General features: G+C 61.3%; 12 protein-coding genes and 1 pseudogene. 8 read left to right on the top strand and 5 right to left on the bottom strand.

What is annotated here, in order from left to right:
- Positions 1-96 precede the first annotated feature (96 nt).
- On the top strand, positions 97-1497 hold the full coding sequence (locus CXR00_RS18060) for a hypothetical protein (protein ID WP_146068500.1): 1401 nt from the start codon (positions 97-99) through the stop codon (positions 1495-1497).
- A 502-nt stretch (positions 1498-1999) separates the two neighbouring features.
- Here the strand turns inward: CXR00_RS18060 and CXR00_RS12805 are convergent.
- On the bottom strand, positions 2000-2644 hold the full coding sequence (locus CXR00_RS12805) for an NUDIX hydrolase (protein WP_258060444.1): 645 nt from the start codon (positions 2642-2644) through the stop codon (positions 2000-2002).
- Between the two features lie 112 nt (positions 2645-2756).
- On the opposite strand from CXR00_RS12805, the gene CXR00_RS12800 reads away from it, so the two are divergent.
- The 3 genes from CXR00_RS12800 to CXR00_RS12790 all read left to right on the top strand — a co-directional run bounded on the left by CXR00_RS12800 (position 2757) and on the right by CXR00_RS12790 (position 6822).
- Positions 2757-3701 (top strand): DUF6569 family protein, encoded by a 945-nt coding sequence (locus CXR00_RS12800; RefSeq protein WP_104054958.1) that lies wholly within the window; start codon positions 2757-2759, stop codon positions 3699-3701.
- Complete coding sequence (locus tag CXR00_RS12795; RefSeq protein WP_104054957.1) at positions 3698-5191, top strand: ADP-ribosylglycohydrolase family protein; 1494 nt, start codon at positions 3698-3700, stop codon at positions 5189-5191. The genes CXR00_RS12800 and CXR00_RS12795 overlap by 4 nt, the downstream gene beginning before the upstream one ends.
- Positions 5192-5265: 74 nt before the next feature.
- Positions 5266-6822, top strand: a complete 1557-nt coding sequence (locus CXR00_RS12790; protein ID WP_104054956.1) for an SIR2 family protein — start codon at positions 5266-5268, stop codon at positions 6820-6822.
- A gap of 114 nt (positions 6823-6936) precedes the next feature.
- On the opposite strand, the gene CXR00_RS12785 is transcribed toward CXR00_RS12790, so the two are convergent.
- The 3 genes and pseudogenes from CXR00_RS12785 to CXR00_RS18600 all read right to left on the bottom strand — a co-directional run.
- Positions 6937-7380 (bottom strand): hypothetical protein, encoded by a 444-nt coding sequence (locus CXR00_RS12785; RefSeq protein WP_104054955.1) that lies wholly within the window; start codon positions 7378-7380, stop codon positions 6937-6939.
- Positions 7381-7859: 479 nt separating this feature from the next.
- Entirely contained in the window at positions 7860-8276 is a 417-nt protein-coding gene (locus tag CXR00_RS18605; RefSeq protein WP_258060532.1) for a hypothetical protein, read from the bottom strand.
- A 3-nt stretch (positions 8277-8279) separates the two neighbouring features.
- Positions 8280-8501: pseudogene (locus CXR00_RS18600) on the bottom strand (TetR/AcrR family transcriptional regulator); the annotation flags it as partial.
- Positions 8502-8679: 178 nt separating this feature from the next.
- Here CXR00_RS18600 and CXR00_RS12775 point away from each other — a divergent pair.
- The 4 genes from CXR00_RS12775 to CXR00_RS12760 all read left to right on the top strand — a co-directional run bounded on the left by CXR00_RS12775 (position 8680) and on the right by CXR00_RS12760 (position 15841).
- A complete protein-coding gene (locus CXR00_RS12775) occupies positions 8680-10290 on the top strand; it encodes a class I adenylate-forming enzyme family protein (protein ID WP_219816015.1) in 1611 nt (536 codons plus the stop codon).
- Positions 10287-11384, top strand: coding sequence for a phosphotransferase family protein (locus CXR00_RS12770; protein ID WP_258060443.1), 1098 nt, complete (start codon positions 10287-10289; stop codon positions 11382-11384). Before CXR00_RS12775 ends, CXR00_RS12770 begins: the two co-directional genes overlap by 4 nt.
- A gap of 85 nt (positions 11385-11469) precedes the next feature.
- On the top strand, positions 11470-12783 hold the full coding sequence (locus tag CXR00_RS12765) for an MFS transporter (protein ID WP_104054953.1): 1314 nt from the start codon (positions 11470-11472) through the stop codon (positions 12781-12783).
- Between the two features lie 394 nt (positions 12784-13177).
- Positions 13178-15841 carry a M14 family zinc carboxypeptidase gene (locus CXR00_RS12760; protein ID WP_181032556.1) on the top strand — a complete coding sequence of 888 codons (2664 nt, stop codon included), beginning with the start codon at positions 13178-13180 and terminating at the stop codon, positions 15839-15841.
- A gap of 108 nt (positions 15842-15949) precedes the next feature.
- Here CXR00_RS12760 and CXR00_RS12755 read toward each other — a convergent pair whose 3' ends face one another.
- Positions 15950-16678 (bottom strand): hypothetical protein, encoded by a 729-nt coding sequence (locus CXR00_RS12755; protein ID WP_146068499.1) that lies wholly within the window; start codon positions 16676-16678, stop codon positions 15950-15952.
- Between the last annotated feature and the right edge of the window lie 196 nt (positions 16679-16874).

Below are 16874 nucleotides of genomic sequence, written 5' to 3'. Positions count from 1 at the left end.
GGCCTGCAGACTGCGAGGGCGGTCGCAGTTCTCCCGAAAAAGAGCAATCAATGTGGTAGGTTACTGAGAATTTCTTACATTTTTGGGAGCAGACTTTTGAGTTTTGACGGCAATGACGCGGAGTGGAGCTTAATTCGAGGCCTTGAAGCATTCGGCGGGGATACCCCTTCGCATGTCAACAGCCAGGTCACCCAACTGCTATGCATGGCTCGTGGCTTGCTCCATTACGAAAGCGATTGGAACGAACCGGAAGACTTATACGCAGACGCTTACGACCTCGGTGTTCCGCTGCCCCGACAGGCCACCAAGACAAGCCTGAGTCTTTCACTGTCAACTCTTACTCGATTGGCTCTGTCATCTCGGCAGGAGGGGCAAAATTTCCCTGAAACCTCTGATGAATTATACGTTAGTGAAGCTTTCCAAAGATACGTCGAAACCCGAACGGTATCGAAAGAGGAAAATTTCTATAGAGATAGAGAACTTGATGATCCAACGATCTTCCGGGCAGCTACAAATATAGATATTATAGAACGACTCTACTCAAACATATTTCGATACAGCTCATCTAGATCTGGATTCGCGCTTCTTAATATCAGCATGACAAGTTCCCATGAACGGGTGCGCACTGCATCTGCCGCCGCACTGTTTCATCTTCATAAACGCAGCGAGCACAGAGTGCGTCCCATCCTTGAAGAGGCATTGGAATCTTCTGATGAGATCGTGAGACTCATGGCGGAGACCTCATTTGAACCCCGGCCCGAGTATGAGTATCCGACACAACAAGACCCTTCTAAGGAGTTCGAAGGGAAAGATGAAAGCAAGCAGCGAATATTAGGCGCCAACAATGACGAGAACGACTCTGTAAGCGTCGTGCTTCACGGAACTTTTGCACGGTTATCCGAAACTGGATGGTACAAACCCACTGCTGACCTTCCACGGAGAATTCGTAAGATCTGCAGCAAGGATCTTTATCATAAGAATGATTATTTTCGATGGTCCGGACAGTACAGCAAGCGAGAACGCACTTTAGCTGCGGCTCAACTAGTGGAATGGTGCCGCGCCAAAGGAATAAAAGAACTAGAAACTGTGTACGCCCATAGCCATGGCGGAAACGTGATCATGGAGGCAATCGAATGCGGAGATATACGAGTCCGCCTTCTCGTCTTACTCCATGTTCCGATACTTCCACGGAATGCTGAGCGCTGGAAACGAATAGAGAACCGAACCGCATGGATCATCGACCTCAGAAACCCTTTTGACTGGGTGGTGTGGGTAGATATACTAGGAAATCGCGGATTAAACGGTTTTGGGAATAAGGTTCGTTGCGTAAGTCGAATGGCGGGACCTCTTATGAGTCGCGGATATGTGACAAACAGTCATGGATATTATTTAGACGACAAGACCTGGGATTCATATGATCTAGCCGCCGAGATCCTATACGAACGGGCCATGATTACTGCTAATAGAGCAGCGGCAAATTTACCGACATTTACATAAGGTGACCCCGGCAGGCCCAATTTAGAATCACCATTTTGGGGCCATATCATCTTGCGTCAACGAGAGCTCCGTGCTCACCAACCGCGGGAAATCTGCAGGCGTTGCGTCAGCGGGATTGCAACAGACAGAACGAGATTCCGATCCATTAGCGACGACCGACGCCGCAAGGATTAGGCGCGCACTTTCACCTGCCCTGGCACTTATTGGAGACTCGTTTACTTCCAATACGTTCATCACCTCAGTGCCTCGCGCCAAGCGCGAGCTGTCTAGGAGATGGGTCGTCGGCGAGGCCTCCTTTGCTGCGCCGAAGGATGACCAAAACGCACATCGGCGCCTTCGAAGCGGTCCCCACAAATTGGCGCAGGGCATCCGTCGTCGTCTTAGCCCAGAAAAGGACACACTCGAGCTAACGCGTGATTTCCCACGACCCCATCTGGTTGTGGCGACAACCAGGCTATTGCTCCACGCAGAATATGCACTCCGTTGCGGGGACAAACGTCCCCTAAGTCTTCCCGCGCCTCCACAACCGCGACGGCCGGCCGCGCGTACCGTCGGACATCTGCCCGGTACCGACAAGTTGCGGTTCCATAAGCCGCCGGAAGGTGTCGCGCATCAAAGGCCGTCCGGCGACCGCCTCGTGTAAGTCCCGAAGCTCCTTCAGGGTGAAGGGCTCGGGCAGCAGGCCCGCCGGGTCGGGAGTCTGCGCGTAGTCCTGCCGCAGCCGGTCAGCAGCCAGAAGCACCATCTCCGCGTGCCCGTAGGGCAGCCCGGCTATCAACTCCCCATCCGCCGTAACCGAGGCCAGCCGAACGTCGTCGGACTGCACCGGCTTCTCCAAATCCTGAGTAGGGACCGCGTCCACGTGCGCCACTGACAGCGTCCACCCCCGGTCGTCCCGGTCCGGATCGTCGAAGACGTGGAGCTGCTGCGGGACCCGCCCCTCGATCCCGGCTTTGTCCCGGAGGGAACGCAGGACGGCGGCCGCCAAGGTTTCGCGCTCCCGCAGGAAGGTGCCGGGCAGCGCCCACTCCCCCGTGCGGTGTTCCTCCCGCCGGCGTACGAGCAGGACTTTGAGCTCGCCGGCGTCAACCGTCAAGGCAGCGGTGTCCACGGCGACAGACGGCCGGGGATATTCCAGGAGGGGCAAGGGTTTACTGGACTCACTCATACCCCTATTTATCTCAATCTTGCGCAAAAGATGCAACCGGTGCATACTGGAATCACTTAGCGCAGATATGCGCTAAAGGAAGGGGTTCACCATGAAGATTCCACAGCTCCACGTAGGTGCCGGCACCGCCGCCGGCCCGCTCACCATCTTTCCCGTCTGGACGGCCGGTGCCGGACGGCTAGGCATCAGCACTGGCCTAAACGCCGACATCGCGGTTTCAGAACTGACGTCCGGCGCCAGGGTGGGCAATCTGACCATCCTGAATAAAGGAAAGACCAATGCCCTGCTGCTCGAAGGCGAGCTGCTGGAGGGTGGCCAGCAGCACCGCACCTGTTCCCGCGACGTGCTCGTCGGCCCCGGTGAGTCCATGGACGTTGAGACCTTTTGCGTTGAGGCCGGACGCTGGGAGGCGGGCCAGAGCATCCACCGCCGCCTGGCACGGCGGGCACCCGTGAATGTCCGCGCCGAGCTGGCATATGCCGGCGCAGCGCCGGGACGCGACAGCCAGGCACAGATTTGGGAACGGGTCCGGCGCTTTGATGCCGCCCGCGGACCCTCTGCAACCAGTTCCCTCCCGGAGCATCTGGACCGCTTTGGCGCGGACACCCGGCCTCAGTCCGTTCCGCCTATTCCGAAACCCCTCGAGGGTCAGCGCGGTGTGGTCATCGGAGTTGCCGGGCAGCCGCTGCTGCTTGAAGTCTTCGGCACCGCCACGCTGTTCCGCCGGCACTATCGCCAGCTCATCGAAGCCGTACTCCTAGACGCCGAGCTGCTGCCTGCTTCTGCGCGGAACGCCGCACCGATGCCGGGGCAGGCAGCCCGGGACCTGGCAGCCATCGCCGGTCCCATGGACTTCGGCGAGTTCTACGGCAGCGGCGACGTCCGACGCCACGACACCATGCGCAGCCGGCACATCAACGGAACCCGCGGCCCCGTGCGTGCCTCGGGCATCGCCGTCGTGCTCCCCAACCGGGCTCCCGAGATTGTCCATGTGAGCTACTGGAACACCAACCACTTCCTCATGGAGGCCTCATGAACCTGAACTCCCTGCAGAATGACCGCGCCGCCGGCGTCCTCGTGGCCTTGGCCGCCGGAGACGCACTCGGCGCCGGCTACGAATTCGGCGCTCCCCTGCCCGACGGCGCCGACGTCACCATGAAAGGCGGCGGACCGTTCGGGTTCGATCCGGCCGAATGGACCGATGACACCTCCATGGCCATCCCCATCGCGGAAGCACTCCTCGACGCCGGCCCCGCCCCCGCCGCGCTGGACGCCGTCGCCCGGGCCTGGAGCGCGTGGGCCGCCGGAGCCAAGGACGTAGGCTCGCAGACCCGGAACTTCATCGACGCCGCCCGCCGGACCGCGGCAGCGGACCACCGGTCCGATGTCACGGCTGACGACTTTGCCCGCGCCGCAGAAGCCTTCCACGACCGCGCAGGCCGCAGCGGCGGCAACGGATCGCTGATGCGCACCGCTCCTCTGGCCCTGGCCTACCTGAACCGGGAACCGGCGGAACTCATGGCACAGGCCGGGGTGCTCAGCGCGCTTACCCATGTGGAACCCGACGCACAGGAAGCCTGCGGGTTGTGGTGCGTCGCCATCCGAGAGGCTGTTCTCACCGGGCGATTGGATATCCGTGCGGGGCTGCCCCTGCTGGCGGAGGACCGCGCAGGCCTGTGGCTGGAGCGGATCGAGACGGCCGAATCATCCCGACCGCGGGACTTCACTCAGAACGGCTGGGTGGTGCAAGCGCTGCAGGGTGCGTGGAGCGCCATCACCAGCACGCGCGCCGGATGCAACGGTCCCGCCCATCTGCGGGCCGCACTGGAAGAAGCCGTCCGTGGCGGCAACGACACCGATACGGTGGCCGCCATCGCCGGGTCATTGGTGGGAGCCGCCTATGGTTTCTCCGCCGTGCCGTTGGAATGGCGCCGGAACCTGCACAGCTGGCCGGGCCTGCGGACGCGTGACCTGATGACCCTCGGCGTCGAACTCGCCGCCGGCAACGGGCGACGGGCGGACACGTGGCCTCGTACCCTGCATTTTGATTACAGCTCGTGGTCCAGAACCGACGTCCTGGTTCAGCATCCCGACGACGACGGCGTCTGGCTTGGCGGGGTAGGTGCGCTCGGCAGGACGGCGGAGATGGGTATTGATGCAGTGGTCAGTCTGTGCCGGTTGGGAACGGATGACGTTACCGGCATCGCCCCGGAGAACCAGGCGACGTTCTGGCTGGTGGATTCCGCCTCCCCGGAATCCAACGCCTACGCCGGCTATGTCCTGCAGGAGGCTGCCGCCGCCGTCGAACGCTTCCGCGCTGAAGGCAAAACCGTGTTGCTGCACTGTGTCCGGGCCGAATCCCGAACCCCGACCGTTGCAGCACTCTACGGTGCGCGTGCCGCCGGAGTGACTCCGTTGGAATCTCTGGAGCATGTGCGCCGGGTCCTGCCCAACGCTCATCCGAACCCCGCCTTCCGAGAGGTCCTGGCCGTGGCCGTTGCTCAGGCAACAGAACCCGGCAACTGAAAGGGAACCGCGGCGACTCCCCCGCAAACCGGGCAGGTCCCAGCGCAGGCCGTAGCTCGTGGTAGAAATCGCCCATGGGAGAATCGCACGTTTTCGTGACCAAAGGCAGTCTGACCAACTTCGCATGTGACGCGTGGCTGCTGCCCACCGACCGGACGTACAGCATCAAGAAGCATTGGCTTGATGCTGTACGCGGACTTGAAGCTGCGGTGAAGGAAAACCTGGACGAAGACTTCGCGAGCGGATCCAAGCTGACCCAGCCCCTGGATTCCTGGTCCGCCGGGGAACCGCTGCCGGTCCTCACGGCGGTGCCCTATGAGGGGATTTCCTCAGTGGAGGATCTCCTCCCGCCGGTGCGCGAGTTTGTTCGTGTGGCGGCCGAGAGGGCCAGAGCACGGTGGGCGCCGAGCCGAGCAGATACGGCCCGGCCGGTTCCACTGCTCGGGATCCCGCTGTTTGGAACAGGCGGAGGCGGAGCGGGGTTTGTCGTCGGGGATGTCATCAAGCGCCTTCTCGAAGAGGCGCGGAGAGCTGCGGCCGAAGCGCAGGTTGATGTTGCCCTGGTGCTTAGGGATGAGAAGGACTTTGCCTTCGCACAAGAGCTACGGAAGCGCGAGGGCGCGGACTGGTGGCCAGCTCTGAATCAAGACCTGCGAAACCAAGCTGAACCGTTGGCCGTCCATGCCCGCAGCGGCAGGCTTGTTCCGTTTATGGGGGCCGGAGTCAGTATGAGCGCGGGGGCGCCCAGTTGGGGACAGCTATTGGACGGGCTGGCTTCGGATGCGCAGCTTTCCGATCGAGAGAAGGAGTCCCTCAAGAACCGCAGCAACCTGGATCAGGCCGGCATCCTGCGGTCCATCTTCAACGAGCGTGTGAACCGGGGCGAAACGTCCTTCAACCAAGCCATAGCAAGTCGTGTGGACCTGAAACGCTACGGATTGGCGCCGGCGCTCCTGGCGAGCCTGGGTTCGCGTGAAGCTATTACTTTGAACTACGACACGCTGTTTGAGGCGGCCTCCGCCGACGCCGGATTCCCCCGCACCGTAATCCCCGGTGGAGTCCAGGAAAAGAACGCCTGGCTGCTGAAACTTCACGGTTCCGTGACGGATCCGGAGAGCATTGTCCTGACCCGCGACGATTACCTAGGTTTCAATGTCTCGCGCAACGCGCTTTCTGCGCTCGTCAAAGCCACACTGATGACGCAGCATCTGTTGTTCGTGGGATTTGGGCTGGAGGACGACCATTTCCACGAAATCCTCCATGACGTGCGCCGGGCCTTGCCCGAGGCAATGCATGAAAAGAACGGGATCGCGACAGCACTGATGCTGTCCAAAGATCCGTTGGGTGAGCGCATGTGGTCCAACCAATTGAGTCTCGTGTCAATGGGCCCAGACACGAATGGACGAACCGCTCGCGCTCTCGAAATCTTCCTGGATTATTTGGTGGCAATGGCCACCGACAGCCATTCCTACCTTCTGGCCGACGGGTACGAACAGGCTCTGACTGAGGCAGAACGGTTGTTGCGCAAGAGACTGCAGGACCTGAGCGATCAACTTACGGACCAGGAGAAAGAAAGCAGCGGGGGAAGGCGCCTGCAGGAAATGCTCGGCGAACTGGGTGCCGAAAGCTGACCCTGCCCCCGGGGTTGCAGGATGTTAGCGGCTGGATGCCGGTGCCTGAGACCTACGACCAGCTTCATCCCTGGAAAAGCCGACTCGGCCGATCGTAGCGAATCTGGTTTTGTCTTATTTTTCCAGCTCTACAGTTGTAGTGGTCCCCATCAAACTGACCTTGTAACTGATGGTCTTTTCTTCGTATGTGAACTCTTTTGTTTCGTCACTGGACGCCAAGAGGGCAAAGTCTGTCGCCTCGGTATCCCGCTGGGACGCCCATGTGTGCGGTTCATTCCCGTCCGTTGGGGCTTCGTACGAGCCAACCCAATAGATGGAGGTTGTATCTCCCCCGTCGCTGACCCATTCGATTGTGATGGTGTCCCCGGCAATAGTTGCTTGCTGATAGGACTCCTTATTGGTGGCGTTACTCTGCTTCCAATCGCCGTCAAGGTCTGGGATCTGCGGAGTTTCTGCAACCTTATTTTCGACACCGCCGGCGGCGGGTGCCTCTTCGCCTCCACACCCCGTCAGAGCTAGAGCCGCGGCAAGAACAACTGGTGCAATAATTTTCTTCATAGAGCCACTCTTACACAGGAATTAAGTGCAGTCCTTTTCGATACTAAATATTGGGCGGATGACGAGCCGCCAATATGCCACAATGAACCTGTGAATTAACCCACTGACGAAGTGCAAAGCGAAATTGAAATTGTTCTTTCCGGCGATAGCGCCTTGGCGGCCGGTTCGGAGGCGGCCGCAGCCGCCCTGTTTGAACGCCTCGAGGTAAACCCCTCGTCGGCGCAGTCCGCCAGCCAGTCAGCAAAAGACCTGTTCGGGGGCATCCTCGGCATCGATGCCATTGCCGCAGGATTCGATCCCCAGTGGGTCCGCATGACCAGCGAGAGCTACGAGCGCCTGAACCAGCTGGGATATTTACGGACTCAAAGCCGGCAAAATCTCGGAAAAGCGTGCACTGAACGGCCCCCACATCCCAGCAGAGGTGCTGCCCAAGGACCAGGAGCTGGAAAAGAAGTAGCTCCGAACGGAGGTCTGCCGCCTCACTTGCCGACAGCCATCCTGGTGATTTCGCGGAATCGCTCCACCAGCTGCTCCGGCGTCAGTGCCCCGTCGGACCGGAACCATTGAGCAACTCCAGTGCACATCGTGATGACCGCCAGGCTGGCCTCGCGCGGAAAAGGAGTGGCGAAGACCCCGGACTTCGCGCCCTGCTCAACCACGGCGTACATGAGAGCCTGCTGGCGATCGCGGGCAGCAATGTGCCGTGCCCGGGCTGAGGTGTCGAGACTCCGAATCTCGCTGAACGCGATAAACGCCAGTCCCGTCCGCCGGGCGTGGAAGAGCACCAGACATTCCACCAGGAAATCAAACTGATCCGAGAGGGACGGCCCGGCTTCAGCCAGCGCCTGCTCGCTGCGGGTCCGGAGATCCGCCATTGCATGCGAAGTGATTGCCACCAGAAGCGAATGTTTGGACGGATAGTGGTGATAAAGACCGGGAACGGACAACCCGCAGCGGGCCGCGACCCGGCGAATAGTCGTGCCGTGATAACCGTGTTCCATAAAGCACTGCAGGGCACAGGTAAGTATCGGGGACAGATCATTCTGCGCATAGGTCCGCCACCCGGACCCGCTCCCGGAAGTGGACAAAGCCGAATCTCCGTTTCGCACTGTGTGTGACATTTTGTCCTCCCGAACTACCCGCATTGAGTCTTGACACCCCGTGAGTCCCACTTCACACTAAGGCTACCGAGCGATCGATCGGTAGCCACCCGTCCCAGAGCCCCAAGCTCGACAAGGAAGTGAGCACCCAGTGGATGCCAGTGTGACTCCTCCATCGACCAGCTTTTACCCTTCCGGCTTGCCCTCCCCCTTTAACGTTCAGACCACGTCATTAGTGGAGGCCTGGCGGCTCCGGGTTCAGGCGAATCCCCAGGGAACCGCAATCGCTTATTTTGACGGCGCCCTGTCCGCTGCCCAGCTGGACGAAGTGTCCGATGCGTTCGCCGCAGCTCTGGAAAGCCGCGGTGTGGGGCCCGGCGACCGGATTGGCATCCAGCTGCAGAATATCCCGCAATATGCCATTTCCTTCCTTGCCCTGTGGAAGCTGGGCGCAACAGCAGTGCTTCTTAACCCCATGTACAGGGGCAGGGAACTGCGTCATCTTGTTGATGATTCCCGGGTCCGGGGAATCATTGCCGAAGACACCCTGTACTCTGCAACTGCCGACACCGTTGCCGGCAGTTCAGTGGAATGGATCGTGACGACGTCGGGGCTTGAATACCAGAACCGCAATGATCCCCGGGTCTTTTCGAACACCACGCCGGTCGAGCCCTCTCCCGACGGGGACATGGCGGACCTGATCTCCGAGTTTGCCGGGCGCTCCCCCGGCGACGCTGCACTCATGTCCGACGATGTGGCGCTGCTGACCTATACCTCGGGGACCACGGGTCCGCCCAAAGGCGCGATGAACACGCACAGCAACGTCCTCAACGTTGCCATGACTTCGGCTGCGTGGATGGGACTGCAACCCGGCGACAGCGTACTGGCCGTCGCTCCGCTGTTCCACATCACCGGCGCCGTGCTCGGCGCCATGGCGCCCCTCCTCCACGACACCACGCTGGTCTTCATCAACCGCACCCATCCCGCCGTCGTCGTGGACGCCGTAGCCGAACACCACATCACCTGCACCACGGGATCAATTACCGTCTTCAACGCCATTTATCAGGACCCCGGTGCAACCCCGGAGCATTTCACCTCAATCCGCACCCTGTATTCCGGCGGCGCACCCATTCCGCCAGCCACGGTGGAGGGTTTCCAGAAGCGGTTCGGGAAATACATCCACAACATTTACGGCATGACGGAAACGACGTCGGGCGTCATAGCCGTGCCGCCGGGCGTCAAGGCTCCCGTCGACCCGCTGAGCGGAAGCCTGTCCATCGGCCTCCCGCTGCCCAACGTCACCGTGCGGATCATCGACGCCGACGGTAATCCGCTGCCCGCGGGCGAACAGGGAGAACTGGAGCTGGCGGGACCGCAGATTGTTCCCGGCTATTGGAACAATGCCGAAGCGACCGAGCGGACCATGCCCGGCGGCCGGCTTCGCACAGGGGACGTAGCCATCGTTGATGAGAACGGCTGGGTCTACATCGTGGACCGGCTCAAAGACCAGATCAATGTGTCCGGCTTTAAGGTCTGGCCCCGCGAGGTTGAGGACGTGCTCTACGAACACCCCGCGGTCTTTGAAGCCGCCGTTGTCGGCCAGCCCGACCCGTACCGCGGAGAAACAGTGGTCGCGTACGTCTCGGTGAAGGCCGGACACACTCTTACCGAGGAGGAAGTCATCGAGTTCACCAAGCAGCGCCTCGCCGCCTACAAGTACCCCCGAATCGTCCACCTCATCGAGGATCTGCCCAAGACGCAGACCGGCAAGATTCGCCGCAAGGCGCTGCGCGAACCAGGAACCCGATGAGCATCCAAACACGGATGACGCCGGACGGCGTGGAAGTAGTGACGACGACGGCGGAAGCCCGTGCACTGCCCAGCCCTCCACTGCTCATCCTGGATTCGGTAACAGCATTCTTCGACGAACAGGGCTTCGGCACCGGCCCGCTGGCCTGGGAACGGATCGGAGACGGACAGTCCAACATTACGTACCGGATTCAACGCAGCGACCAGACGTATGTACTGCGCCGCGGGCCCCGGCCACCCCTACCGCCCTCCACCCATGACATGGTCCGGGAAGCCCGAATCCAGCAGCTGCTGCATGCCGAGGGAGTGCTCGTGCCCCGGATCCTCGCTGTCTGCACCGATGAATCCGTGCTGGGGGTGCCCTTCTACGTCATGTCCTTCGTAGAGGGGGTGGTAATCACCGATACCGTCCCGCCAGCCCTTGAATCACGCGGCCAGCGGGAAGCCACCAGCCGCGCCGTCGTCGATGCCCTCGCCCAGCTGCACAGAGTGGATGTGACCAAGCCGGATCTCTCGGGCTTGGGCCGGCCGGAAGGATACCTTGAGCGCCAGGTGAAGCGCTTTTCCGGCCTCTGGGAAACCAATACCACCCGTCACCTTCCGGAGGTCCATGACCTCGCGGATTGGCTGGAGAAAAACCGGCCCGACTCGCAGGGCATGTCAGTCGTCCACGGCGACTACCGCATGGGCAACCTTTTGTTCTCCGGCTCCGCCCCTGCCTCGGTAGCGGGGATCCTCGACTGGGAGATGGCAACGCTGGGTGATCCCCTGGCGGATCTGGGGTATCTGACCGCCACCTATTCGGACCCGGCGAGCGCACCAACCGTCATGGAGCTCACTCCGGTCACCCGTGAACCCGGGTACTGGAACAGAACACAGCTGGTGGACCGCTACGCGGAACGGACCGGCTTCGAGATGGGCCCTCTTCCCTGGTACCAAGTGCTGGCCCTTTGGAAGTCTGCGATCTTCTGCGAAGCAATCTATACCCGCTGGCTCCAGGGCGAGCGTCCCGGCGACGAAGTCTTCGGACCCTCGCTGGAAGCCGGAGTCCCTCACCTGCTGCAGCAGGCAAGGCGGCACATGCACGACCTGTAATTCCGTCCACAGTTTTATCCGTAGTTTCAGCAGTCCCGTAAGCCCGTAAGTCCCGTCACAGTCTGAACGGCAAAGGAGCCCCAGCATGTCAGCACAATATTCCTCAATTCCAGCATCGGGTGCGGCCATTGCCCCGGCGGGCAGGTCCAAAAAGCGTTCGCTGGCGGCAAGCACCGTCGGCAACATTCTGGAGTGGTATGAGTGGAGTGCCTACGCTGTTTTCGCTCCCTTCATTGCTGCGGCAATGTTCAACCCGGACGACCCGGTATCAGCGCTGCTTTCCACCTTGGCTGTCTTCGCCGTCGGTTTCCTGATGCGTCCTCTCGGCGGCATCGTGTTTGGGCGGATCGCAGACAAGAAGGGAAGAAAGTTCGTCCTCATCACTACCATGCTGATGATGGCCGGCGGCTCCCTTGTCATCGGGCTCATGCCCACCTACGCCACTGTGGGCGTGTGGGCCTCCATCATCCTTCTGCTGGCCCGTGTCAGCCAGGGCTTCGCACACGGTGGTGAATCCGCCACCGCCAATACTTACGTGGCTGAGATTGCCCCCGCGCATCGCCGGGGCATGTGGGGCAGCATTGTTTTTGTCGCGATTTTCGCCGGATCGGTGCTTGCCTACACCGTAGGCGGAACGGTGACGGCCGTGCTCGAGGAAAGTGAAGTTGCTGCTTGGGGCTGGCGGATCCCTTTCCTGTTGGGTGCCTTCCTTGCTCTGGCCGCCCTGTACCTGCGGAAGGGGATGGACGAGAGCGACGTTTTCCACGATGAGGACAAGGCTGCCGCCGACAGTCGGCCGACGCCGCTGGCCCGTAAGCAGGTAGTCCGTGCCATCCTGCTGATGATCGCTATGACTTCCGGTATCACCGCCGCCCATTACACCTGGACCTCCTACGCGTCCACCTACGCCATCACGCAGCAGGGGATGTCCGCTTCCTCCGCTTACTGGTCCTCCGTCATCGCACAGCTGATAGCCCTTGTCTCCCTGCCCTTCTGGGGGAGGCTTTCGGACAAGGTGGGGCGCCGCCCGATGATGATCGGTTTCGCCGCAGTGATGATCTTGGTTCAATTGCCTCTGATGGGCCTGATTTCCTCTGAGCCTTGGACCCTGCTGGTCGCTTCTTCCCTTGCCTTGCTGGTTGTCGCTGTTCCGGGAGCGTTGCTTGCCGCCACATTGTCGGAGAACTTTCCAACGAAAGTGCGGACGCAAAGCATCGGCTTTGCCTACTCCATTTCGGTGGCAGTGTTTGGTGGTACTGCCCCGTACCTGAATGCGCTGTTGATTGAGTGGGGTGTGGGCTGGCTGTCGAGCGTGTACATCATGTTCTTGTGCTTGTGCACTGCGGTGGCAGTGTGGCTCATGCCGGAAACCAAGGGAATCGATCTCAAGGACGCCTGAAGATTCGGTGCCATCCGGCATCACCTGTTCCAAAAGTCCTCAAATCACTTCTTCCCGGACCGTCCGCCGGGCGAAGCTACTCGCCGGGTGAGGCATCAGGAACTGTTGGCCCTGCATCCCTAGTCACACTTTCGGAGAAGAAACAACAGCAGTTCCGCCGACCCGACCAAAATCCGTCCACAACGGTTGATCCTTGCCAACCAGCCCCTTAGCCTCCCTCCTACACTCGCGCCGCCGCATCACCACTGGGTGCGGCACAGACACGGCGGATGGTGCCCGGTGCGACGACGGCCGGGCACCATCAGCTGCAACACCGCATGTTTCCGATGCGCTGTATACGAGCAGCACCCTGCCGTGGCCGGAGTTGGCCGCGGCCCGTATGAGGGATTCCTCCATGCAGACAAGGCACAAATCCGCCACAGCCCTTCTTGCCTCGCTCGCCCTGCTGGGACTGGCCATATCGCCGGCCACCGGCTATCGCGGCGATGCACCGCCCGGCAGCAAACTGCCGGACCTTCCCGCCCCTGCCGAGTACTTCGGCTTCGAGATGGGCGACGAGGGTCGGCTCGCGTCCTTCGCGGACATCAGCGACTACTTCGAGACGATCGCCGCGCAGTCCCCGGAAGTGGACTACGAAGTGGTGGACCGCACCACTGACAACAACGAGTATCCAATCCTCCGGATGAGCAGTGAGGAGAACCTCAACCGGTTGGATGAAATCCTCGCCACCAACGAGCGGCTGTCCGATCCTGAGGCCATGGTTGCCGAGGCGGCCGCGGCCGGGATGGAGGAAGAGGACTACGCCCGGAAGGTCGCCGCCGGAACCGTCCCGGTCTACTACATTGAGGCCTCCATCCACGCAACGGAAGTGGGAAACACGCAGGCGCTGGTCGACGTCGTCCACCGCCTCGCCACCGAAGATTCCGACGCCATGAACAAGATTCTGGACAGGATGGTGGTGCTGATCGTTCCTTCCGCCAACCCGGACGGGCAGCAGATGGTGGTGGACTACTTCAACGAAACCGCGGGCACGGAGTACAACCGCGTTTATCCGGATCTCTACCACTCCTATGTGGGGCACGATAACAACCGCGACTGGTTCATGTTCACGCAGAAGGAATCCCGGACCCGGGTGATGCTGGAGCAGAAATACCGTCCGGTGGTTCAGCACTACATGCACCAGGCCGGGACCAACAGTCCGCGGATCTGGACCCCGCCCTATGACGAGCCGCTCTCCACGGCTGTGGATCCCATCGCCATCTCCTCCTCGAACGCGCTGGGCCAGTTCACCCAGCGTGACCTCGTGGCCGAAGGCCTGAAGGGCGTGAAGTCCGACGACGCGTACGGCATCCTCTGGAACGCCGACGTCGCCGGCTACGGCACCTTCCTGGGCACCTCCACCTTCCTGACCGAGATTGCCTCCGTCCGCGACCTGGCCTACCCCTACACCGGAGACGGCGTGCTGGAACCGGTCGACAAAACGATGCGCTCGCCCCTGCCCTACGATTCCGACACCTGGACGCTGAAGCAGATTGTCCAGTACGCCACGTCAGCGGCTTTCTCAGGCATGAACACCGTGGCGTCGGATCCCCAGTCGTGGCTGCTGAACAACCTCTACCGGGTGAACATGAACAGTGTTGACTGGGAGGGCGGCCCGTACGCCTATGTGGTGCCCAGCGGCCAGCGCGACCCCTACGCCGTGTATGACATGATGCGGATCTTCGACTTCGGCGAGGTGGAAATCGAGCAGGCCACGGCAGCCTTCACTGCTGAAGGCCGGGAATTCGCCGCCGGTTCTTACATCCTGCGCACCCAGCAGCCGCTGGGCCGCTGGGTGGATCAGCTGCTGCGCATCGACGAGTATCCGGACAGCGCCCGCAAGTGCGCCGACTGTCCGCTGATCATGCCGTACAGCGAAACCACCGACAACATCGCCCTGTTCATGGGCGTGGATGTTGCCGCGGTTCAGGAGCCGTTCGAGACTGCTACCCGGCAGGTGCGCGAAATCCGGCAGGATCGGGTTCAGATGCCCCGGCCGCCGGGAAACAACGGCGCCTACATTCTCAGCGCCGAGTCCTACGGTCTGGGCCGGATCATTGACGATCTGCAGGATGCCGGGGTGGATACCTACCGCGCTGCCGGTCCGATCACCGTGAACGGGCAGGAGTTTGCTCCCGGTGCGCTGATGGTTCCCGCCGGCGAACGCGGTGCCCGCGGCGCCCTAACCCGTGCCATCCGCGAAACCAGCCTGCCGGTCTACGCCACGGCGCAGATGCCGGACACCGGCGCGATCAAACTCGCGGACAACACCCGGATCGGCCTGGTCCGCGGGGCTAACAACATGCCCGGCGGCTGGCTGATGTGGATGATGGACCAGTTCGGCTCGAACTATGAAGTGGTCGAAGCCGCGGACTACGCCAACCTGTCCGAGAAGTTCGACTCCATTGTGCTCGCACCGGGCATCTCCACCGAACGGCTGACCACCGGGCTGGACACCACCAAGTACCCGGAGGAATTCGCCTGGGCGGCCGGTGTGCCGGATGCACCGCAGAAGCTCGCGGAGTTCGCCGAGCAGGGCGGCAGCGTCCTTGCCCTGGGGTCCTCGTCTCTCACCGCGGCCTCTGCAATGAGTCTGCCGGTGGAGAACATCACCCCGGCGGACCGCGCCGCCTTCAATGTTCCCGGCGCCCTGCTGGCCCAGGACTATGACACGGCCCAGCCCGCAGCCTGGGGCATGCCGGCGTCTTGGCCCACCTGGTTCAACAACGACGCCGCCTTCCGCCTGACCGGGGAGGGAACCTCAGTTTCGCAGTACCCCGCCGAGGGCAACCCGCTGGTGAGCGGCTATGCACTGGGCGCCGAAGCGCTCAACGGAGCAACGAACATTGCCTCGTTCGACGTCGGTGAGGGGGACGTGACGATTGCCGGCGGGCACATCACCTTCCGCACTTGGCCGCGCGCTTCCTGGACGGTGGTTACCAACGCGATCTACAACGGCGCGGGCACCGAACTGACGGCTGAGGAAATGGCAGGCCTGTTCGCCAAGACCGGCCGCTAACAGCAGAGGATTCCCGGGCCGGAGCCATCAGCCCTCGGCCCGGGAATCTGCCGTCGCTGCCTGTCGCCTTACACGTTTTCGTGACCAGAGGCAGCGAGCTGCAGTGACCTACCTGCCCAAGCGCCAAGAGTAGCTGGCCGCGTCCCAGTTCACTGTCGCAGAAAAGATGTATCCCGATTCAGTTCCGTCATCACGCTTTTCGTTGACTGCAATGCACTCGAAGGTCCCCGTGATGGCCGTCAAATCATCTATGGATCCTCCGCCCAGAGGGGTACATTCGGTACGCATGATCGGACCGTCAAGACTTCCTTCATCTACGCGTTTTACAGCGTCCTTCTGCACGGCTTCCTGCAGCCCCTCGACAATGAGAGCGCGAAGCGCCCGCTGGCCGTTCTCACTTTCGGCCTTAGCCTCCGCTTGGCGTTCCTGTTCCTTTTCAGCAGCAGCTGCCGCTGCCCGGGCAGCCCGATCGGCTGCTTCTTCAGCCTCAACCTGCTGAGAATGCTGCACCCCCAAGGTGATCCCAGTGACCGCACCCAGAGCAAGCAGAACCGCCAAGGTGATGATGATGGCCTTCTTGCTGAATTTCAACTTCCGGCCCCGAGCATAGGAGGCGCCGCAGTGAGGACAGTATTCCCCGAGACCTTCGTTCGCAACGCTGCATTTAGGGCATATTTTTGTCCATGATGTGTCGCCCACTGCTTCATTTGCAGGCTCATCCTGCTGGTCCGCAGGAACGGATTCACCCGAATAAATCGCGTCAGAGTGAGGCTCGTTCGGGGAGCCGGAGCCCTCCGTGTAAGCATCCCCGTTATTCTGTTCTGGCTTGATCGCCATTTTGTCTCCCTGATTCTATTGATGCTCTAGAACAAGGGGAATCTTCGGATCCCAAACGGTTCCGACGCACGGCAGGCGTCAAGGAAAACTCAGGTGTCGCTGTGGTGTCCCCAAAATCCTATTGAGGTACTGCCTCAACGGCGGTTAAAGTATATGACGCTTTAATCCTCAACAAAACAAGGTCCACCTCGCCGTG

The organism is Arthrobacter sp. 9E16, assembly GCF_002929435.1.
Classification (GTDB): Bacteria; Actinomycetota; Actinomycetes; order Actinomycetales; family Micrococcaceae; genus Arthrobacter_B; species Arthrobacter_B sunyaminii.
The sequence above is the reverse complement of the archived record's forward strand: the minus strand, read 5'-3'. Positions and strand labels throughout refer to the sequence as shown.

Excerpts from the sequence above, each read along its gene's own strand:
- CXR00_RS12790 (WP_104054956.1), top strand. The coding sequence starts at position 5,266 with ATGGGAGAATCGCACGTTTTCGTGACCAAAGGCAGTCTGACCAACTTC.
- CXR00_RS12765 (WP_104054953.1), top strand. The coding sequence starts at position 11,470 with ATGTCAGCACAATATTCCTCAATTCCAGCATCGGGTGCGGCCATTGCC.
- CXR00_RS12770 (WP_258060443.1), top strand. The coding sequence starts at position 10,287 with ATGAGCATCCAAACACGGATGACGCCGGACGGCGTGGAAGTAGTGACG.
- CXR00_RS12795 (WP_104054957.1), top strand. The coding sequence starts at position 3,698 with ATGAACCTGAACTCCCTGCAGAATGACCGCGCCGCCGGCGTCCTCGTG.
- CXR00_RS12800 (WP_104054958.1), top strand. The coding sequence starts at position 2,757 with ATGAAGATTCCACAGCTCCACGTAGGTGCCGGCACCGCCGCCGGCCCG.
- CXR00_RS12785 (WP_104054955.1), bottom strand. The coding sequence starts at position 7,380 with ATGAAGAAAATTATTGCACCAGTTGTTCTTGCCGCGGCTCTAGCTCTG.
- CXR00_RS12760 (WP_181032556.1), top strand. The coding sequence starts at position 13,178 with ATGCAGACAAGGCACAAATCCGCCACAGCCCTTCTTGCCTCGCTCGCC.
- CXR00_RS12755 (WP_146068499.1), bottom strand. The coding sequence starts at position 16,678 with ATGGCGATCAAGCCAGAACAGAATAACGGGGATGCTTACACGGAGGGC.